The following is a 17,647-nucleotide window of genomic DNA, read 5'->3' on the forward strand; positions in this document are numbered from 1 at the left end:
GCGTAATAAAAAAGCCCTGAACTGGTTCCCTTCAGAGCTTTCTTATTAGTACTAATCGTAAATTACTTCGTCACATAAATGTACAACGTACTCGTCGAATACCCCAAATCAAACGATAACCCATTTGAGTGGATCGTACTGGTAGTTGTTTGACTGGTATTCTTCTTGTTCGCCTTATCCGAGAAAGCCTTCAACACGTGCTTGGCGTTGGCGCCCACGCTGGTTGCCAGTAGCGAGAAGCTGGTGATAAAGGTTTTGGCATCGTCCTTATTCTTCAAAGCAGATGTTGGCACCATCAAGGTCAGGCCAATCACCTGGCCGTTTTGGACGTTAGCCCGTAACGTGTTGCCTGAGGTGGTCGACAGGTTGCTGATGCCTGATTTGGCAGTTGTTGGCAGTGTCTGCGACTTAACCTGTTGTTGCGCTTGTTTCATCTTAGGTGCTAAGGCAGCTTGCGTTTGTTGAAGCTTAGCCGCATTCGCTTTAAGCTGAGTTGCTTTGGCAGCTTCCGTTTGAAGGGTGGCTGAAGCACTGGTATCGCCTGCCTTTAACTTGGCCTTCGCAGCCGCGACTTTAGCGGTGATGCTGGCCTGTTCTTTCTTTAACGCTGCGGCCTGGCTTGAAAGCTGGGTCGCCGTTTTTTGATCAGCAGCTGATAACTTAGTAAAGGCAAGTGCTTGGTTATACGCAGTTTGGAACTTCTGGTAGCTGATCAGCTTGCCAGTTTTAGCGATCGTGACGGTTTGGTGCTGGCCAGCGGTCGTTAACTTCACCGTTTGTTGGTAAGACTTAGCCGGCAGGGTGATCGAGTAGCCGCCGTTGTTGGTCGTCTTTGATTGTTGTGCACCACCGTTGATCGTGTAGTGCACCTGTTTTTGGTTACTGCGGCCCTTAATGGTTGCGGCCATCCCATTAGGCGTTAAGTGGTGATCGTCAACGGTGAGGGACGCTTTACCACAGCCCGCAAGTGCCAGTCCAAGTAAGGCGGCTGACAGCACGAGTTTCATTGATTTCTTCACGATGACAACCTCCTTAGTTGAATGAGACGCCGTTGGCGAATTGACTGTTATACAGGTTAGCGTAGAAGCCGTTTTTGGCCATCAAATCGTTATGGTTCCCGGTTTCAACAATCGAACCGTGGTTCATGACGATGATGTTATCGGCATTTTGAATCGTTGATAGTCGGTGGGCCACCACGAAGCTGGTCCGGTTCTTCAACAGTTCGCTCATGGCGTGTTGAATCTGAACTTCGGTCCGGGTATCAACGGAACTCGTCGCTTCATCCAAAATCAAAATTTCAGGGTTGGCAACGAACGCTCTGGCAATCGTCACCAGTTGCCGTTGTCCTTGCGAAATGTTAGAAGCCGATTCGTTCAAGATCGTATCGTAGCCATCGGGCAGTTTGCGGACAAATTCATCCACGTGAGCCGCCTTAGCCGCGTCGATAATCTCATCGTGGCTGGCGTTTTCCCGGCCGTATTTGATATTATCGTAAATCGTCCCAGTAAATAGCCAGGTATCTTGGAGCACCATGGCGAAGTGGGAGCGGAGATCTTCCCGGTCAAGGCTGCGCGTGTCGACGCCGTTCAAGCGGATGGCACCGCCCTTGATGTCGTAGAAGCGTTCCAGCAAGTTGATGATGGTCGTCTTCCCAGCGCCGGTAGGCCCTACGATGGCGACCTGTTGACCCGGTTTAACTTTAAGGTTGTAGTCGGTCATCAGCAACTCGTTATCGTTGTAGCCGAACTGAACGTGTTCCAGTTCAAGAAGGCTGTCACTGTCAGTTTTGGCAGGTTGAGCGTCCTTGGTGGTGTCAGCCATTTCTTCTTCATCCAAAACGTCAAAGACCCGTTCTGCAGAAGCGATGGTGGACTGAATCGTGTTCATCAAGTTGGCTAATTGCGAAATTGGTTGTGAGAACTGGTTGGTGTACTGCAAGAAGGCTTGCACGTTCCCAAGGGTAACGGTCCCGTGGGCCACTTGGATTCCACCGATGATAGCGACGAAAACGTAGCCGATGTTGTTCAAGAACATCATCAACGGCATGATGATCCCGGAGATGAACTGCGCCTTCCAAGCGGCTTGGTAGTACTGCTTGTTTTGTTCCTCAAAGGTCACGATGGTGTCGTTTTCCTTATTGAAACTCTTCAGCACTTGTTGGCCGGTGTAGTTTTCTTCGACCTGATTGTTCATCAACCCAAGGCTCTTTTGTTGCGCCGCAAAATACTTCTGCGAACGTGGTGCCACAATTCCAACGATGATCAAACTCAGTGGGATGGTGACCAAGGCAATCAGCGTCAACTTCCAACTGATCGTCAGCATCATCCATAGCGTCCCAATAAAGGTCACGGTACTGGTAACCGCTTGGGTGAGACTTTGTTGCAGGGTGTTGGCGATGTTATCCATATCGTTAACGGCCCGGCTCATGATGTCACCGTTGTTGTGGGTATCGTAGTATTTGATCGGCACAAGGCGCATTTTACGCTTCATGTTGCCCCGCAACTTATAAACGGTTTTTTGGGAGATCAGGGTCATGATGTACTGTTGCAGGAAGCTGAAAACACCGGATGCGAGGTACATAATCCCAACAATGATGATAATGTGAATGATCTTTTGGTAGTTGATCGGCAACTTGCTGATGTCAAAGCCGGCATTTTGTTGCGACGTGCCCTTCATGACACCCTTGTAAATTTCAGTGGTTGCTTTCCCGAGGATCTTTGGCGTCCGAATCTGGAAAATAACGCTGGTGATCGCGAAAATCAACACGAGCACCAGACCCACGATGCGGTCTGACATGTAGCTCATCAGGCGCTTAGTGGTGCCCCAGAAGTTCTTTGGCTTTTCAACGACGCCTTGGAATCGGCCACCACCTGGGCCGTGGCCGGGTCCGTGACTCGTTGTGTGTGTGTCTTCCTTAGCCATTAGTTGGTTGCCTCCTCTCGAATTTGCGAGTTGACGATTTCTTGATAGACGGTGTTGTTGGCGAGCAATTCTTTATGCGTGCCCTTACCAACTAACTTCCCGTTATCCAGAACTAGAATCAAGTCAGCATCGGCCACGGTTGCAATCCGTTGGGCCACGATGATGGTGATACTTTGTTGGATGTGGGCGTCTTGGCGAAGTGCAGCCCGTAAGTCGGCATCGGTTTTAAAATCCAGTGCGGAGAACGAGTCGTCAAAGATGTAGACGGTTGACTGCTTAACTAAAGCCCGGGCAATCGCTAACCGTTGCCGTTGACCACCGGAGAAGTTGCCACCACCTTGTTCAACGTGGAGGTCGAGCCCGGCTGGGTCAGCTTCAACGAAGTCGCGAGACCGCGCAATGTCTAACGCATGCCAAATCTCTTCATCGGTAGCGTCCGGTTTCCCGTATTGCATATTTTCACGTAGCGTCCCGGTAAAGAGGGTTGCCGTTTGAGGGACGAGGGAAACGTTATCCCGGAGTTCTGATAGGGAGAGGTCGGTTAGATTATGCCCATCAAGGGTGATCGTCCCGTTTTCGATATCGTAGAACCGGGGAATTAAGTTGATCAGCGAGGTTTTCCCAGAACCAGTCCCACCGATGATGGCAACCGTTTGGCCACTCTTGGCGTCAAAGTCGATATCGGTCAACGCGGGTTGTTCCGCGTTGCGATAACGGTAAGTGACGTGGTCGAATTTCAGATCGTGTTGATTGGTAGCGGTCAGTGGAGCGGGATTTGATGCGATCTTAAGGGTTGACCGCAGATCGAAGACTTCTTGGATCCGCTTAGCTGAAGCTTGCGCCCGTGGAATGAAAATCAGGACCATGGAGAGCATCATAAAGCTCATTAGGATCTGAACGGCGTAAGTCATGAACGCAATCAGGTTCCCGACTTGCATCGCTTGGCTCCCAATCAATTTAGCCCCAAACCAAATAATCGCCACGTTAGTCCCACTCATGACCAGCGTCATGACGGGGAGTGCCAACGCAAGAATCGTGTTGACGTTAATGGCGTTCTTGGTGTAATCCAAGTTGGCGTCTTCAAACCGGTCTTGTTCAAACTGGTCTTGTCGAAATGCTCGAACGACCCGGACACCGGTCAACCCTTCACGGAAGATCCGGTTGATGCGGTCGGTCTTGGTTTGCATCGCTTGGAAGAGTGGCATCGCAAATTTCAGCATGATGCCCATAAAGATGGCTAATAGTGGTAGTGACACCACGAAAATCAGCGTTAATTGGTGGTCTTTGCTGTACGCTAAGAAACTCGCCCCAATCAACATAATTGGCGCCATGATCATCATCCGCAGCATCATGATCGCCACGTTTTGAATTTGAACCACGTCATTGGTGGTCCGGGTAATCAGTGAAGAGGTTTCCACTTGATTATATTCATCGGTTGAAAAATTCATGACCTTGCGATAAATATCGCTTCGGAGGTTTTGGCCCAGTTTTTGAGACGTTCGGGCGGCAAGGAAGACGTTACAGATTGCCGCAACGATACTGAGCAGGGAAAAGGCGACCATTTTCGCGCCGGTTTTCCAGATGTAGCTGATATCGCCAGTTGCAACCCCGTTATTCACGATATCGGAGGTCAAACTGGGGAGATTAAGGTTTGCAATCACCTGGACGGTCATAAAGAGGACCGCGCCGATCACGGCGAGGTAGGAGACACGTCCCTTGGCAATTTTAAGCATCGTACCAGCTCCTTTCATTAGCTGCGTAATTGATAATATAGTTAACAAGACCGGTAGATTAGTTAACAATTCGTAAACATGAACTATTCTACACTTAATTATGGGTAAAGGTTAGCATTATTTCTTGGGATGTGAAATAAAAAAGAACACCACCCAAACTCGGCTGGAGTCGGGCAGTGTCTTGATGAAAGTGGTGCGGTTAAAATCGGGTAATTTGAGCACCGTGTTCGTTTTTAATGAGTCCCTACTGCAACTTAATCGTCCCAGAATGGGCGGTTCCCGTTAGCGTGTAACTTGGTTCAGCACCAGTTTGGCCAATTGCCGCGCCTTGCACTTGAACGTCAAAGTTGGCTGATCGGTCGACTTTGACGGTACCGGAGTTAGATTGCAGGTTGAATTTGAACTGATCTTGCTGGGGTTGCTGGGTCTTGATGGTGCCAGAGTGCGCATCAAGCTTAAGATCGCCATCGACGGTCAACCAATCCAGTTTAATACTACCAGAGTGGGCGGAGAAACTACCGTGACCAGTGAGACTGCTCCCTTTAATGCTACCGGAATGGGCATTGATGTTGAAGTTGGCGGTGGTGTTATTGAGGCGAATGACGCCGGATGTGGCGTTTACCTTCAGCTGGTCAGCCGTCAAATGGTCCGCCTTGAAGCTCCCCGAAGTCAGTTGGGTGTTTAACGAGTGAAGGTGAGCCTGCGTAATGGTGACGGTCCCGGACGTTAAGCTGAGGGTGCAGTCCGCGTTGACTTGAAGGTCGGTTATGGTGAGTGCACCAGATTTTAGCCGCAGTTCGATACTGCCCGAAAAATCTAGCGGGAGGGCTAATTCGATTTGAGACGTTGGGTGTCGGAACGGAATAAGGTAGTGGAGCCAACTAGGCGCGGATGCGGTTGCCTGAAGGGTATCTTGAAGTTGGTGAATCTGAAGTTGGCTTGAGGCCAGTTTAGGTTGCTGGTACTGACGAAGATGAATCTGGTTGTCAGCGCTAGGAATAAACCGAACTCGGCTGTCTTCAACGTTCAAAATAATGTGTTGAATCTGGTTAGCCGCGAAGGTTTGTTCAACGACCGCGCCAGTTTGGTAGGTTTCAGTGATGGCTTGGTCGCTGGTTTCGCTGACGAGTTGCAGTGGTTCTGAAAGGTCACCAAGGCCGGTAACCGCAGCGTGAACGGCTTCTTCTGGAGTTGCTGCTTCACCGTTGTCCAACAAGTCCTGCGCACTTTCTTGAACGTCGGCTTTAACTTCGTTGTAGAAATCAAGCAGGTCGTCCGTTTTGGGATAACCAGCAAAAATTTGATCAAGTTCAGTAGTAATTAAGTTGTCATTAATCATGTTTGAGCACTCCTGTCGTGAGTTGCGTAATGGTGTTTTTAGCAAATTCCCAGTCTTGGCGGAACTGAGTGAGTTCAGCCAGACCGGCATCGGTAATATGGTAGTATTTGCGCCGGCCACCCTGAGTTTCGCTGCCGTAGTAGCTTTCGATGAGGGCGTTTTTACTGAGACGCCGAAAGACGGTGTAGAGCGTGGCTTCGTTGATTTGATAGGCGCCGTTGGACAGCGTGTTGATTTGCTGAGCCATTTGGTAGCCGTACGAATCGCCCTGCGATAAAATGTTAAGAATGATACCATCGGTGGCACCACGCAGTAGATCCTTTGAAATATCGTGACGCGTTGTCATGGCAACCTCCTTTTAATAAATTACTATTTGACACATAACAATGTAATCCATATTACTGTGTGTGTCAAACTAATTTTAAAAGTTAAACTTAATGCGTTGACTAAATGCTGTGGTGGCAACGATTATGGCGGAGTGGGTATGGGAATTTTTTTAAAACCACTAAAATCGATTGTGTTTCCGAATGTATGTTCGTATAATGGAGTTAATTCAAAACGGGGTGATCGGGATGGCCGAAAAAAACAATGTCATTATTCAGTTTCCAAAAACGGTGGATATGAGTGAAATTGCACAGATTCTAGAAAACGCTTTCGAGGCGCATGGGATTGAGTCGTATGAGGTGGAGTATAAGAGCGCGAAGCAAGGCGGTTAAAGCGCGGCTGCCAGAACGAGCTGGTCTGATCAAACTTCACGTAATAACTGACCTGCGGAAAACAACAGTTCAAGTGGCGCCGAAAACCATGTTGCCTGAAGGCGCGTCGCCAAGCAGCAGTTGTTAAAGGGAAAGCTATCGTTTTTGAGCGTGTGACAAGAGAGAGTTATGTGGCGGCTATCTGCCAGTCTCAAACAAATCACCGCTAATCAAAAAACGAATCATCAAAACCAACACAAAAAGGGCGTCACGACATCCCACCCGGGAAGTCATGACGCCCTTAATTTATCATCGTTTAAATCCAACAACTGCGAATCAGCCCAAACTACTTTTCAGGCCACTCATAAATCGCTCGTTCCCCACCAATTAGCTTTGGCCGAGAAGTCAGGAAGGTCGTGTGGGCGGCACCAATTTCCTTGACGCTAGTTTGGACGGGAATCTGAACCCAACGGACGTGCATCCCAATTTGGGTGTCACCAATGTCCATGCCACCGTCAGCGGTAATCCGCTCAACTTCAACGGGGTCCTTAAAGGCTTTGTAGGCCGCTACTTGGCCGGCACCACCGGCGTGAAGGGCGGGGACCACGCTCACGATTTCGTAACCGCGGCGGTCAGCAACTTCGCGTTCCAAAAGAAGGGCCCGGTTAATGTGTTGACACCCTTGGACGGCCAGATTGACGTGGTGCGCATTTAGAATGGGTAAAATGGTTTGAATCACAGCGTCGCCAACTTCTGCGTTGGTCGCTTGACCCATCCATTCGCCCATGACGGTACTCGAACTGAAGCCCAGAACGAAGAGGCCGTTTTCGGGCAGTGTGACCTGTTCAAAGTATTCAGTTAGTGCGGTCGTTAATGATGCTTTAATGTTTTCAAGTTCCATACTACTCGATCTCCTTATGTATGATGACGCTTCATAAAGACCATCATACCTTCACTGGTGAATAATTACAATCCACTAGGCTTATCAATCTGAAATTATGATGAGAATCTGTGCTGATCCGCTCAATCCCCGAATAATATAACAGGCCATTCCCAGACTTTCAAGTCAGACGCCTTGGCCGACTAGTCAGTTGCGCGCTGGGCCGCTTGAACTTGGTTAAATTGGCGCATCATCCACTGTTCGTAGGTGGTATGAGCCGGTTGTGATTCCGTCACTTTAACGACGGGCACGTGAGACTTGTAGGCCAGTTGTAGTAGGTTAGTGGTCATTTTACTGATTTCTTGGCTGTTAACCACGAAGAAGGCGATTTTGTGATTGGTAATGTCAGCCTGCATCTGTTTAATATCCTTTGGTGATGGATCGGTGTCGTTTTGGACGGCTTGCGCGTAGTGGTTGTTATTTTGATGGTAACCCATTTCGGTTAAGGCGTAGTCGAAAACCGGTTCGCTGACGTTGACCCGCGCGCCGTTGCTGTTCGCTTTTAATTGCGCAACCTTGCGTTGTAGTGGCGTTAATGAGTTAATGTACCGCTTAGCATTTGCGGCAAAGTAAGCTTTATTTTGAGGCTGTAAGGTCGAGAATTTTTTGACCAAATAACGGGCTAACTTCGGCATGGTTTTCATATCGTACCAGACGTGTTCATTATCGCCATCGTTTTTGTGCATTACATTGCCACTCACGTTGACGGTCGCAGCTTGGGTATCCTGCGTCAACCGTGTCATCCAAGAATCGTAGCCTAGACCGTTGTAAATAACGACGTCAGCATCGCTTACCGTTTTAGCGGTTTGCGTCGTCGCCTCGAATTCGTGAGGTTCCATGCTGGGTTTATCAATAATTGAAGTGACGGTCCCCTTATCGCCAAGGACTGCTTTGGCAGCCTCACCGTAAAAATCGAGTGAGCTAACAACGCGAATCGACTGTGGATGAGTCCGCTTGGCTTGGGTGTTTGGGGTACAGCCAGAGAGTGCCAAAAGGCTGAAGCTAATGGCAATTAAGGTAATCAATGGCAAAATCTGGCGTTTAAACAGCATGATGATGACAGCCTCCTGAAATGTAAAAAGTAATAGTTACTCTTTTAAGAATAGCATAGGTTGGCGGGTGGCGGAAGAATTTGCGTTAAGAAGTTCTAGAATCGCAAAAAAATGTCAATTAGAGTAGTAACGTTCTCATTTAAATGTAATGATTTAGACGGCCTATTCCATTCGTGATATAAAAAATCTATCATGCTGAGCTACTGGTATAACAACGTTTATCATGGTGCAACCCCCGTTGCTTATACGATTTCAGCATGTCCGTTGACAATTAAACGTCAGCGGTCTAACATACAGGGTAATCAATTTAATCGTATTTTAATACTTGGTGTTGACGGGAAGAGTACCTGTTGCGGTTGATTTACAGAAAGTCCGGCTGTTGCGAACGGATAATCAACGAACGGGGAAGATGAGCCCAGAACCTGCTTAGTGGTGAAAGCTGCTAGGCCGCAAGGATGCGTTACCATCCCTAACTTGAACACGAGTTGTTGAGGCCTAGGCGAGCTAGGCGAAAAAGGGTGGTACCACGGTGAAGCGTCCCTTTATCTATCTTGAGCAGAGATGGGTAAAGGGGCGTTTTTTTGCGATTAAAACTGAGTTAACGATGGAAATGGAGGGTTACACATGATTGAAGTTCGAAATATCCACAAAGCGTTTGGTGAAAAAACCGTTTTGAACGGCATTGACTTGAGCGCGGATGCTGGCCAAGCGGTTACGTTGATCGGTCCTAGTGGGACTGGGAAAACCACGTTGTTGCGATGCATCAATCTGTTGGACGCACCAGCGGAAGGCAGTATCGAAATCGATGGCGTGAAGGTCACCGCAACTGACGTTAACAAGAAAAATGCGTTGGCGTTACGGCGCAAAACGGCGATGGTGTTCCAACAATACAACCTGTTCCGGAACCAAACGGTGTTGCAAAACGTCATCCAGCCACAGGTGTTAGTGAAGAAGACGGATAAGAAGTTGGCAGAACAGCGGGCCTTCACCTTCCTTGAACAGGTCGGGGTGCAGGACTTAGCCAAGGCTTATCCAAGTCAACTCTCAGGTGGTCAGCAACAACGGGTCAGCATCGCGCGGGCTTGGCACTTGATCCAAAGGTGATTTTGTTTGATGAACCAACGAGTGCCCTTGACCCTGAGCTTTCCCGAGAAGTGCTGAACTCGATTCGTAAGGTGAAGGAAGCGGGCATCGCGATTATCTTGGCCACCCACGAAATGCAGTTTGCCGAAGAGATTTCTGATGAAGTCATCTTTATGGAAAATGGTCAAATCGTTGAAAGTGGTTCATCGCATGAAATTTTCCATCAAGCACAAAGCGAGCGGACCAAAGCATTCTTAAGCAATTATTCAACTCATCAGCAACAAGTAAGTGCACAAATTACAAATATTAATCAATATAAGGCGGTATAGGCATATGACAAAGAAATGGCGTTCATTATCAATTGTATTAACTTTAGTTCTCGCGGTATTTTTAACGGCTTGTGGTAAATCATCTTCAAGCAGCAATAAGAAGACCTACCAAGTTGCAGTTTCGACAGCAAGCAAGCCCCTCAGTTACGAACAAAACGGTAAGTTAACTGGTTACGAAGTCGACGTTATCAACGCCGTTCAAAAGAAGTTGGGCAACGTTAACTTTAAGCTCAACGCGGTCGATCAAACGGCTGAACTCGTTGGCTTGGATTCTAAGAAGTACGACTTTGCAGCAAACGGCTTTTACAGCAACCCAGAACGGGTCAAGAAGTACCATGTTGGCGCTGAAAACGATGCATTGAGCCTCGTTAAGGTTTATAGCAACAAGAAGAACGTTAAGAAAACCATCAAGAACTTGGGTGATTTGAAGGGCCTAAACATTGCGCCAGTTAACCCAGATGGTGGGATGTATAACCTGTTGACCACTTGGAACAAGCAACACCCTAACCAAAAGGTCAACATCAAGACGAGTGATTCATTCCCAACGCAACAATTATTGAAAGATGTTAACAATGGTAAGTACGACGTGATGATTGATCCATCTAACTTAGGCGAAGCCGACATTATCAAGGGCTTGAAGTTGACCAACGTTGCCACCTCAGAACCAGTTCGGGCCTTCCCAACTTACTTCCTGTTCACCAAGAAGAACGCCGCACTTGCTAAGCGCGTTGACAAAGCTTTGAAGGCATTGAAGAAGGACGGCACGTTGACCAAGTTATCGAAGAAGTACTTTGGTGAAGATGTGTTCAAATACCAAGTGAAGGAAAAGTAGTCAGGAGGAACTAGCATGAGCGTAAATGGCATTATTGGCTTATTTAAACAACTCGCAACGGGGGTTCCAGTTACGCTATCATTTATCGTTGTTGCCTGGATCTTAGGATTTTTGTTGGCAACGTTGGTGACGGCAGGGAGACTGAGTCGTCATAAGTGGTTGCGGTATCTATTGAACGTGTACGTTTCGTTTGTCAGAAGCGTTCCCGTGGTGTTGCAGTTATTCATTGTTTACTACGGGGTGCCATTACTGGTTTTGACGGTGACGGGCATCGATATGACAGCAGTGAATAAAATGGTCTTTTGTGTCATTGCGTTCGTTGTGTACTATGGCGCCTACCTCTCCGAAATCTTACGACCAGCTTACCGTTCAATTTCGGTTGATCAACACGAAGCAGCTTACGCATCCGGATATACCAAGTGGCAAACCAACGTTCACGTGGTGATTCCGCAAATGCTGTCGGTTGCGCTACCTGGTCTGGGTAACGAAGTCATTAACCTCGTTCATCAATCATCACTGTTATTCGTGTTAGGCACGGTTGATTTGATGGGACAGGCAGACACGATTGTTTCAACGGATTACACCGCCTCGCCAGTCCTGACTTACTTCTGTGCGGGCGTCATCTACTGGGTCATTACGGTTATCTTAACGACGATCGTTCACGCTGTTGAGCGGCGAACGGATCGTTATAAAATTGGCGATACAAGGGAGGGACGGTTGTCATGAATACGAGTATTTTAGCCACTGATTTTTGGGCGATTTGGACGGTCGTTCCGCAGACGTTAGCGCTGAGTGTGTTGATTTTAATTCTAGGCGTCATCATTGGGACGATCTTGTGGCAGTTACATGACTCACGTTTTGGCATTGTTCGCGGCATTTACCGCGTGTACACCTCCTACTTCCGGGGGATGCCATTACTGATTCATTTGTTGCTGACCTACTACGCTTTACCAGTTGTTGTGAAAGTGTTCAGTGATCAGTTTCACTGGGGCATCGATACGCAACACATCAGCTCAATGTACGCGATCATTGTGAGTTATACGCTCTACTCAGCCAGTTTTTTGGCCGAAATCGTGCGCGGGTCGTTTAAGTCAGTGGGTTCTGATCAACTAGAGGCTGCCCAAGCCCTTGGTTACAGCCACACGCAACAGTTTACGGCCGTTTGGTTACCCCAAGCACTCACCGAAGCTGTTCCGAAGATTTTGAACTACTACACGTTACTGATTCGGCAACTTTCCCTTGCTTTTTTGGTTTCCTTCGTTGATATCTTCGCGAAATCCAAGTTGCAATCATCCCTTAACGCTCATTACATTGAATCATTTGTGGCCGCAGCCATCGTCTACTGGATCCTGTGTGTCATTCTCACCTTTATTTTTTCAAAATACGAAACGTACTTACGCCGATATGAAAGGGGCACTGCTCTATGAACCACGTTGAACGCATCAAAGCAACTTTGAAAGGCCAACCCGTTGACCGGGTCGCCGTTAACCTATGGGTCCACATGCCCGAATACGACCAAAGTCCCAGACTATTGGCACGCAAACAAGTTGAATACGCTAAGAAGTATGATTTTGACTTCATCAAATTAATGCCATTTGGCCTCTACGGGGTTGAAGATTACGGGGCTGAAGTAACTTACTTCGCCCAACGGGACCATCCCGCAATCTTAAATCGTCCCGGTATCTTAAACTACAAGGACTGGGAACGCATCGAACCATTACCAGGCCGTTACGGCACCTATGGTAAGCAAGTTGAGTTGGCTCAGTATGTTGGCGAATTATCAAAAGGCCAATTTCCATTTATCCAGACCATCTTTAACCCACTCACCACGGCGCTGAAGTTAGCCGGTAACCGGTTGATCTTAGACATTAAAGAACACCCAGAAAGTGTTAAGCAGGCGCTTCAAGCGTTAGCTGAAACCACGATCAACTTCGTGAACGAAAACATTAACGCCGGTGTTGATGGCTTCTTCTACGCCACCCAAACGGCAACTTCAAACTTCTTTACGCGTGAGGAATACTTAGAGTTCGGTCGACCATTTGACTTAGAAGTGTTAGATGCATTTAAGGATAAGACCTGGTTCAACGTGGCACATATCCATGGTGATAACACCTATTTTGATTTAATTGAAGACTACCCGGTTCAAGCGCTTAACTGGCACGATCGGTCAGTGAGTCCAACGCTGGCAGAAGCCCGCAAGTTAACCGATAAAGTGTTGATCGGTGGCTTACACGAATTGCCTTACTATAATGAAGCTGGCAAAGTTGAAAAGCCAAGCATCTTAGTTACCGGTAGTCCAGAAGCTGTTGAAAACCACGTTCATGAAGCTATTGATGAAGTTAACGGCCATGGGTTGATCATCGGCCCGGGGTGTGTGGCAAGTCAGTTGGTGCCAGAGCAGAACATTTATGCGTTGCGGTCGGCGGTTAACTTTGATAGTGGCCGGTTGGCGGCGGAGGGAAGATAAGCGAGTTTTATCGAACGCTGGCTTAATTTCCCTTTAAATATCCGAGAAATAGTCATGAAAATGACGTCATTACTTTCAATCTGAAAGTGGTGGCGTTATTTTTTTGTTGCGATAATTTCCCGGGAAATCGGGTACGGTTTAACGATGTTAAATCTACGTTGCACACTCCTGCAACACCCTAATTGCTCGACACAACACCCCCAACTCAGGTAAGCTAAACACATCAAAAGCACACAGGAGAGCAGGGGAGACAACCATGACATTAACCTTCGGCAAACAACTACAAACGCAGCGGCAAGCACTAAGCCTGACACAACAAGACCTAGCAGAACGCCTACACGTGACGCGACAAACAGTGTCACGATGGGAGACGGAAACGTCCTATCCCAACTTGGATGTTTTAGTTGAGTTAAGCACAGTGTTGAATCTATCATTAGACGACCTGTTAAAGGCGGATCAATCTAAAGTGGTCGCCGATATTAGTCAAGATGTGCGGTTAAAGCGTCGCTATCGGCGGTGGTTATTTGGGTTAGGTGGCGTGATTTTGATCCTCATTATTGGATTGGGGATCCTCAGTTGGGGCCGGTATACTCAGAACGAATTGATTGATCGCTTTAACCCGTTTTTGCCAACGGTGCGCGGTTATGCTGTTGTGCCGGCAAAGACCCCAACTAAGATCGAAACGGAGACGGTGACGCTTCAAAATGGTCGTCACAAACAGGAACGGGTTAAAACGCCACAGCCAGTTAAAGCGTTTGTTACGGATAATGCTTTTGGCGAGGGTCAGTGGTTAACCTTTCGTGTTGGCATGATTCCCAAGAAGGGCATGAACTACGCATACGTGCAACATAAAGGAAGTTACGTGAGCCGGGCACGGTTGTTAACGGCGTCGGACCTACCCAAATTAATGCGCAGTGTTATTGGGAAGACCTACTTTCCGTTTGATCAGCATAGGGAACCCACACATGGACCGTTGAATCCGTTTAGTGCAGTGACCAGTGAAACGATGGTTGCAACGGATTAAGGACGACTACTCAGGGAACGATAAAGCGCACCACAGACGCCATGAATCAGGCATCTGTGGTGCGCTTTAATTAGGGGTTGAAGTTAGTCTAAAATGTTCAACCAGTGGCTTTAATATCAGCTTCAAAGCCCTTAACAGTGTTCATCGTGACTTCGTCGCCAGTTTGACCAAACTTAGAGACTAACTTAGCGATAATGGTCGGTGGAACGGTGATAATGTCCACGCCCTCTTGTTCGGCCTGGATGATATTGTAAATTTCCCGGGTACTTGCCCAGAGGAGTTCAACTTCGTCGCGACCAGCGGTTAATTTAACGCTCTCACGGACGAATGACATTGGGTCAGCACCGGTATCAGCAACCCGGCCCACGAAGATCGACACGATACTTGGGGTACCGGGGGCGATAGCAGCAACACTTTCCTTCACCTGGTCAACGGTGGCAATCGCCGTGATGTTGACTTGGATGCCAGCGGCGGTTAAATCGCTGATCAGGCCAGCAGTTGATTTGCCGTCAGTTGTGCGGATCGGTACCTTCACGTAAACGTTAGGGCCGAGGTCGTGCAACAACTTGGCTTCTTTAGCCATGGTGTCGAAGTCGTTACTGAAAACTTCGAAAGAGATCGATTCGTCAGGGAAGGTTGCGACAGCCTTCTTAGCGAATTCGAGGTAGTTCGTCACGCCAGCCTTCTTTAACAGGCTAGGGTTAGTGGTAAAGCCGGTGACAAATGCATTTTGGTTGATGGCCTGCATATCTTTTAAATCAGCACCATCGGAGTAGATCTTAGTTTTGAACGTTGGAGTAGCCAATGTTAATTCACCTCATCAAGTTTAGTTTATAAATCCAAGTAAGCATCCCGAACGGCGTCGGCGGTAATGCCGAACTGTTCATGATTTGGTCTGGGTTGCCAGACTCGCCGTAACGGTTGTTGATCCCGATGGCCTTGCCATCCAAACCAACGTAGCGTTCCCAGCCAAAGGTCGTACCCATTTCGATGGAGACCCGCTTGGTGACGCTGGCAGGTAAGACCTGTTCGCGGTACTCGGCTGGTTGTGAATCGAAGAGTTCGAAACATGGGAGGGAAACAACGGAAACGTCGTGGCCAGCCTCACGGAGCTTGGCTTGGGCGTCCATTGCGGCCTTCACTTCGGAACCAGTGGCAATCAAGATGCCTTCTGGTTTGTCAGCGTGGGCTGGCGATAAGACGTAGCCGCCGCGGCAAACGCCTTCGTCAGCTAAGTTTTCGGTTTCTGGTAAGGTTGGTAGGTTTTGACGAGTCAGCACTAACAGGGTTGGTGTATGGGCTGAAGCCAGAGCTGCCTTCCAAGCCGCCGTTGTTTCGTTGATGTCAGCTGGCCGGATCACGTTAATGTTTGGCATTGCCCGGAAGCCCATCAGTTGTTCGATTGGTTCGTGGGTTGGGCCATCTTCACCAACTGCGACAGAGTCGTGAGTGAAGATGTAGGTTGCGGGGATCTTTTGGATCGCCGCTAACCGAATCGCTGCCCGCATGTAATCGGAGAAGACGAAGAAGGTGCTACCAAATGCATGGATGCCACCGTGTAAGATCATGCCGTTAACGGCAGCGGCTTCGGCGAATTCACGCACCCCAAACCAGATGTTTTTACCCAGTGGGTTGTCGGCTTCGTATGCGTCAGCAGCCTTAACGTTGGTCTTGTTTGAGGCAAACAAGTCCGCTGAACCGCCCCAGAAACTAGGGAGTTGTTCAGAGAGGGCTTGAATGACCCGTTGGCTGGTGTTACGGCCAGATTCGGATTCACCCACGTGACTGACGGGTAAGTCGAGTTCGGCGTGAACGGGTTTGAAGCCGGTTAAGAATTTATCAGCCAGTTCAGGGAATTGAACGGCGTAAGCTTCAAACAAGGCGTTCCACTTTTCTTCAGTCGCGATGCCACGGGCCCGAACGTTTTCGTCAAAGCCGTCTTGGACGTCTGAAGGAATCTCGAATGGATCGTAGTCCCAGTGCAGGTTTTCGCGGGCGTACGACATGTGAGCGGAGCCAAGTGGTTTCCCGTGAACGGCGTTGGTCCCAGCATCTGGGGCACCGTAGCCGATCACCGTCTTGATATCGATCAAGGTTGGTTGGTCGGTATGTTGCTTAGCGTATTCGATAGCGGCGCTGATTTCAGCCACATCGTTACCGTCAGCCACGTGCAATACTTGCCAGTCGTAAGCTTCGAACCGCTTGGTGATGTCTTCGGTAAAGGCCATATCGGTTGGGCCATCCAACGACACGCTGTTGTCATCGTATAAGACGATCAACTTACCAAGCTTCAAGTGCCCAGCAAGACTAGCAGCTTCGTGCGAAATGCCTTCCATCAGGTCACCATCACCGGCTAACGCGTAGGTGTAGTGATCCATAATGTTGAAGCCAGGTTGGTTGTATTGAGCAGCTAAATGGTTTTCAGCCATTGCCATCCCGACAGCATCCCAAAGCCTTGACCAAGGGGACCAGTCGTTGCTTCAACGCCGTCAACCACCCCGTATTCAGGGTGACCAGGGGTTTTACTGCCTAATTGACGGAATTGCTTCAAATCGTCAATGGTCAACTGGAAACCTGACAGGTGTAACAGGCTGTAAAGCAAAGCGGAACCGTGGCCGGCAGAGAGAATAAAGCGGTCGCGGTTGACCCATTTTTGGTCGGTTGGGTTAATGTTTAAATGTTTAGTCCATAAAGTATAAGCCATTGGCGCTGCGCCTAATGGGAGACCAGGGTGGCCAGAGTTAGCCTTCTCAATCATATCGACACTTAAGAATCTTAAGGCGTTGATTGATCTTTGGTCTAGGTTACTATTTTGCATGTCATCACGCTCCTATGTCCGAAAATATAAGGTATTAAACCGATTCTGTCAACTCATTGGTCCGGGAATGGTATAGCTGAAACTTATGATTGTTTCAGGCTAATTCCAACAAATTAAATCGGCTTGAAAGCACGTTACCATTGGCTTTTCCGGGAAGAAGCACCATGGGATGGTAACGAACTGAAAATTAAAGGACGTTGATTGGAATATTGAAATAATGATCATTTCAATGCGTGATGCGAAGCAAGTTAAACAAATTGAGAAGCAAAAATGAGTACCTTGAAAAAATATGAAAGCAAGTTTCATAAGGGAATGGTGGCGCGAAATTCAGGAATGCACCAATCACTTTCAAATTTGTTTCAAGAAACCTCCAAAAATTAAAGGGAATTTAATGTAATTTTTTGAAAAGGTTA

The 17,647-nt window shown here is 48.2% G+C and carries 14 protein-coding genes and 2 pseudogenes; 7 read left to right on the forward strand and 9 right to left on the reverse strand.

Annotated features, from left to right (window positions below; all coding sequences use genetic code 11):
- Nucleotides 1-62 precede the first annotated feature (62 nt).
- From JCM2765_RS07405 to JCM2765_RS07425, 5 genes are all read right to left on the reverse strand, one after another.
- Nucleotides 63-1,019 (reverse strand): hypothetical protein, encoded by a 957-nt coding sequence (locus tag JCM2765_RS07405; RefSeq protein ID WP_054735644.1) that lies wholly within the window; start codon nt 1,017-1,019, stop codon nt 63-65.
- A 13-nt stretch (nt 1,020-1,032) separates the two neighbouring features.
- The gene (locus tag JCM2765_RS07410; RefSeq protein ID WP_054735646.1) at nt 1,033-2,922 is read right to left on the reverse strand and encodes an ABC transporter ATP-binding protein; all 1,890 of its coding nucleotides are present in this window, start codon (nt 2,920-2,922) and stop codon (nt 1,033-1,035) included.
- The gene (locus JCM2765_RS07415) at nt 2,922-4,655 is read right to left on the reverse strand and encodes an ABC transporter ATP-binding protein (protein WP_054735648.1); all 1,734 of its coding nucleotides are present in this window, start codon (nt 4,653-4,655) and stop codon (nt 2,922-2,924) included. Before JCM2765_RS07415 ends, JCM2765_RS07410 begins: the two co-directional genes overlap by 1 nt.
- 244 nt (nt 4,656-4,899) lie before the next feature.
- Nucleotides 4,900-5,994, reverse strand: a complete 1,095-nt coding sequence (locus JCM2765_RS07420; protein WP_054735650.1) for a DUF4097 family beta strand repeat-containing protein — start codon at nt 5,992-5,994, stop codon at nt 4,900-4,902.
- Complete coding sequence (locus tag JCM2765_RS07425; protein WP_054735652.1) at nt 5,987-6,340, reverse strand: PadR family transcriptional regulator; 354 nt, start codon at nt 6,338-6,340, stop codon at nt 5,987-5,989. Before JCM2765_RS07425 ends, JCM2765_RS07420 begins: the two co-directional genes overlap by 8 nt.
- A gap of 226 nt (nt 6,341-6,566) precedes the next feature.
- On the opposite strand from JCM2765_RS07425, the gene JCM2765_RS17120 reads away from it, so the two are divergent.
- Nucleotides 6,567-6,710, forward strand: a complete 144-nt coding sequence (locus JCM2765_RS17120) for a hypothetical protein (RefSeq protein WP_156301719.1) — start codon at nt 6,567-6,569, stop codon at nt 6,708-6,710.
- A gap of 325 nt (nt 6,711-7,035) precedes the next feature.
- Here JCM2765_RS17120 and JCM2765_RS07430 read toward each other — a convergent pair whose 3' ends face one another.
- Both JCM2765_RS07430 and JCM2765_RS07435 read right to left on the reverse strand, forming a co-directional pair.
- Nucleotides 7,036-7,590 (reverse strand): TIGR01440 family protein, encoded by a 555-nt coding sequence (locus JCM2765_RS07430; RefSeq protein ID WP_054735655.1) that lies wholly within the window; start codon nt 7,588-7,590, stop codon nt 7,036-7,038.
- Nucleotides 7,591-7,772: 182 nt separating this feature from the next.
- Nucleotides 7,773-8,681, reverse strand: a complete 909-nt coding sequence (locus tag JCM2765_RS07435; RefSeq protein WP_054735658.1) for a metal ABC transporter solute-binding protein, Zn/Mn family — start codon at nt 8,679-8,681, stop codon at nt 7,773-7,775.
- A 624-nt stretch (nt 8,682-9,305) separates the two neighbouring features.
- On the opposite strand from JCM2765_RS07435, the pseudogene JCM2765_RS19260 reads away from it, so the two are divergent.
- From JCM2765_RS19260 to JCM2765_RS07465, 6 genes and pseudogenes are all read left to right on the forward strand, one after another.
- Nucleotides 9,306-10,093 (forward strand): annotated as a pseudogene (locus JCM2765_RS19260) (amino acid ABC transporter ATP-binding protein).
- Nucleotides 10,094-10,097: 4 nt separating this feature from the next.
- Nucleotides 10,098-10,925: a transporter substrate-binding domain-containing protein gene (locus JCM2765_RS07445; protein WP_054735661.1), complete on the forward strand. Its 828-nt coding sequence runs from the start codon at nt 10,098-10,100 to the stop codon at nt 10,923-10,925.
- A 15-nt stretch (nt 10,926-10,940) separates the two neighbouring features.
- The gene (locus JCM2765_RS07450) at nt 10,941-11,651 is read left to right on the forward strand and encodes an amino acid ABC transporter permease (RefSeq protein ID WP_054735664.1); all 711 of its coding nucleotides are present in this window, start codon (nt 10,941-10,943) and stop codon (nt 11,649-11,651) included.
- Entirely contained in the window at nt 11,648-12,352 is a 705-nt protein-coding gene (locus tag JCM2765_RS07455; RefSeq protein ID WP_054735672.1) for an amino acid ABC transporter permease, read from the forward strand. Before JCM2765_RS07450 ends, JCM2765_RS07455 begins: the two co-directional genes overlap by 4 nt.
- Nucleotides 12,349-13,392 (forward strand): uroporphyrinogen decarboxylase family protein, encoded by a 1,044-nt coding sequence (locus tag JCM2765_RS07460; RefSeq protein ID WP_054735676.1) that lies wholly within the window; start codon nt 12,349-12,351, stop codon nt 13,390-13,392. The genes JCM2765_RS07455 and JCM2765_RS07460 overlap by 4 nt, the downstream gene beginning before the upstream one ends.
- A gap of 256 nt (nt 13,393-13,648) precedes the next feature.
- On the forward strand, nt 13,649-14,416 hold the full coding sequence (locus JCM2765_RS07465) for a helix-turn-helix domain-containing protein (protein WP_082405041.1): 768 nt from the start codon (nt 13,649-13,651) through the stop codon (nt 14,414-14,416).
- Nucleotides 14,417-14,513: 97 nt separating this feature from the next.
- On the opposite strand, the gene JCM2765_RS07470 is transcribed toward JCM2765_RS07465, so the two are convergent.
- Both JCM2765_RS07470 and tkt read right to left on the reverse strand, forming a co-directional pair.
- Nucleotides 14,514-15,221 (reverse strand): transaldolase, encoded by a 708-nt coding sequence (locus JCM2765_RS07470; RefSeq protein WP_082405042.1) that lies wholly within the window; start codon nt 15,219-15,221, stop codon nt 14,514-14,516.
- A gap of 26 nt (nt 15,222-15,247) precedes the next feature.
- Nucleotides 15,248-17,234: pseudogene (gene tkt / locus JCM2765_RS07475) on the reverse strand (transketolase).
- Nucleotides 17,235-17,647 lie beyond the last annotated feature (413 nt).

It is taken from the genome of Secundilactobacillus similis DSM 23365 = JCM 2765 (genome assembly GCF_001311075.1).
GTDB lineage: Bacteria > Bacillota > Bacilli > Lactobacillales > Lactobacillaceae > Secundilactobacillus > Secundilactobacillus similis.

Coding starts and splice junctions, on each gene's coding strand:
- JCM2765_RS07410 (WP_054735646.1), bottom strand. CDS start 2,922: ATGGCTAAGGAAGACACACACACAACGAGTCACGGACCCGGCCACGGC.
- JCM2765_RS07415 (WP_054735648.1), bottom strand. CDS start 4,655: ATGCTTAAAATTGCCAAGGGACGTGTCTCCTACCTCGCCGTGATCGGC.
- JCM2765_RS07420 (WP_054735650.1), bottom strand. CDS start 5,994: ATGATTAATGACAACTTAATTACTACTGAACTTGATCAAATTTTTGCT.
- JCM2765_RS07425 (WP_054735652.1), bottom strand. CDS start 6,340: ATGACAACGCGTCACGATATTTCAAAGGATCTACTGCGTGGTGCCACC.
- JCM2765_RS17120 (WP_156301719.1), top strand. CDS start 6,567: ATGGCCGAAAAAAACAATGTCATTATTCAGTTTCCAAAAACGGTGGAT.
- JCM2765_RS07430 (WP_054735655.1), bottom strand. CDS start 7,590: ATGGAACTTGAAAACATTAAAGCATCATTAACGACCGCACTAACTGAA.
- JCM2765_RS07435 (WP_054735658.1), bottom strand. CDS start 8,681: ATGCTGTTTAAACGCCAGATTTTGCCATTGATTACCTTAATTGCCATT.
- JCM2765_RS07445 (WP_054735661.1), top strand. CDS start 10,098: ATGACAAAGAAATGGCGTTCATTATCAATTGTATTAACTTTAGTTCTC.
- JCM2765_RS07450 (WP_054735664.1), top strand. CDS start 10,941: ATGAGCGTAAATGGCATTATTGGCTTATTTAAACAACTCGCAACGGGG.
- JCM2765_RS07455 (WP_054735672.1), top strand. CDS start 11,648: ATGAATACGAGTATTTTAGCCACTGATTTTTGGGCGATTTGGACGGTC.
- JCM2765_RS07460 (WP_054735676.1), top strand. CDS start 12,349: ATGAACCACGTTGAACGCATCAAAGCAACTTTGAAAGGCCAACCCGTT.
- JCM2765_RS07465 (WP_082405041.1), top strand. CDS start 13,649: ATGACATTAACCTTCGGCAAACAACTACAAACGCAGCGGCAAGCACTA.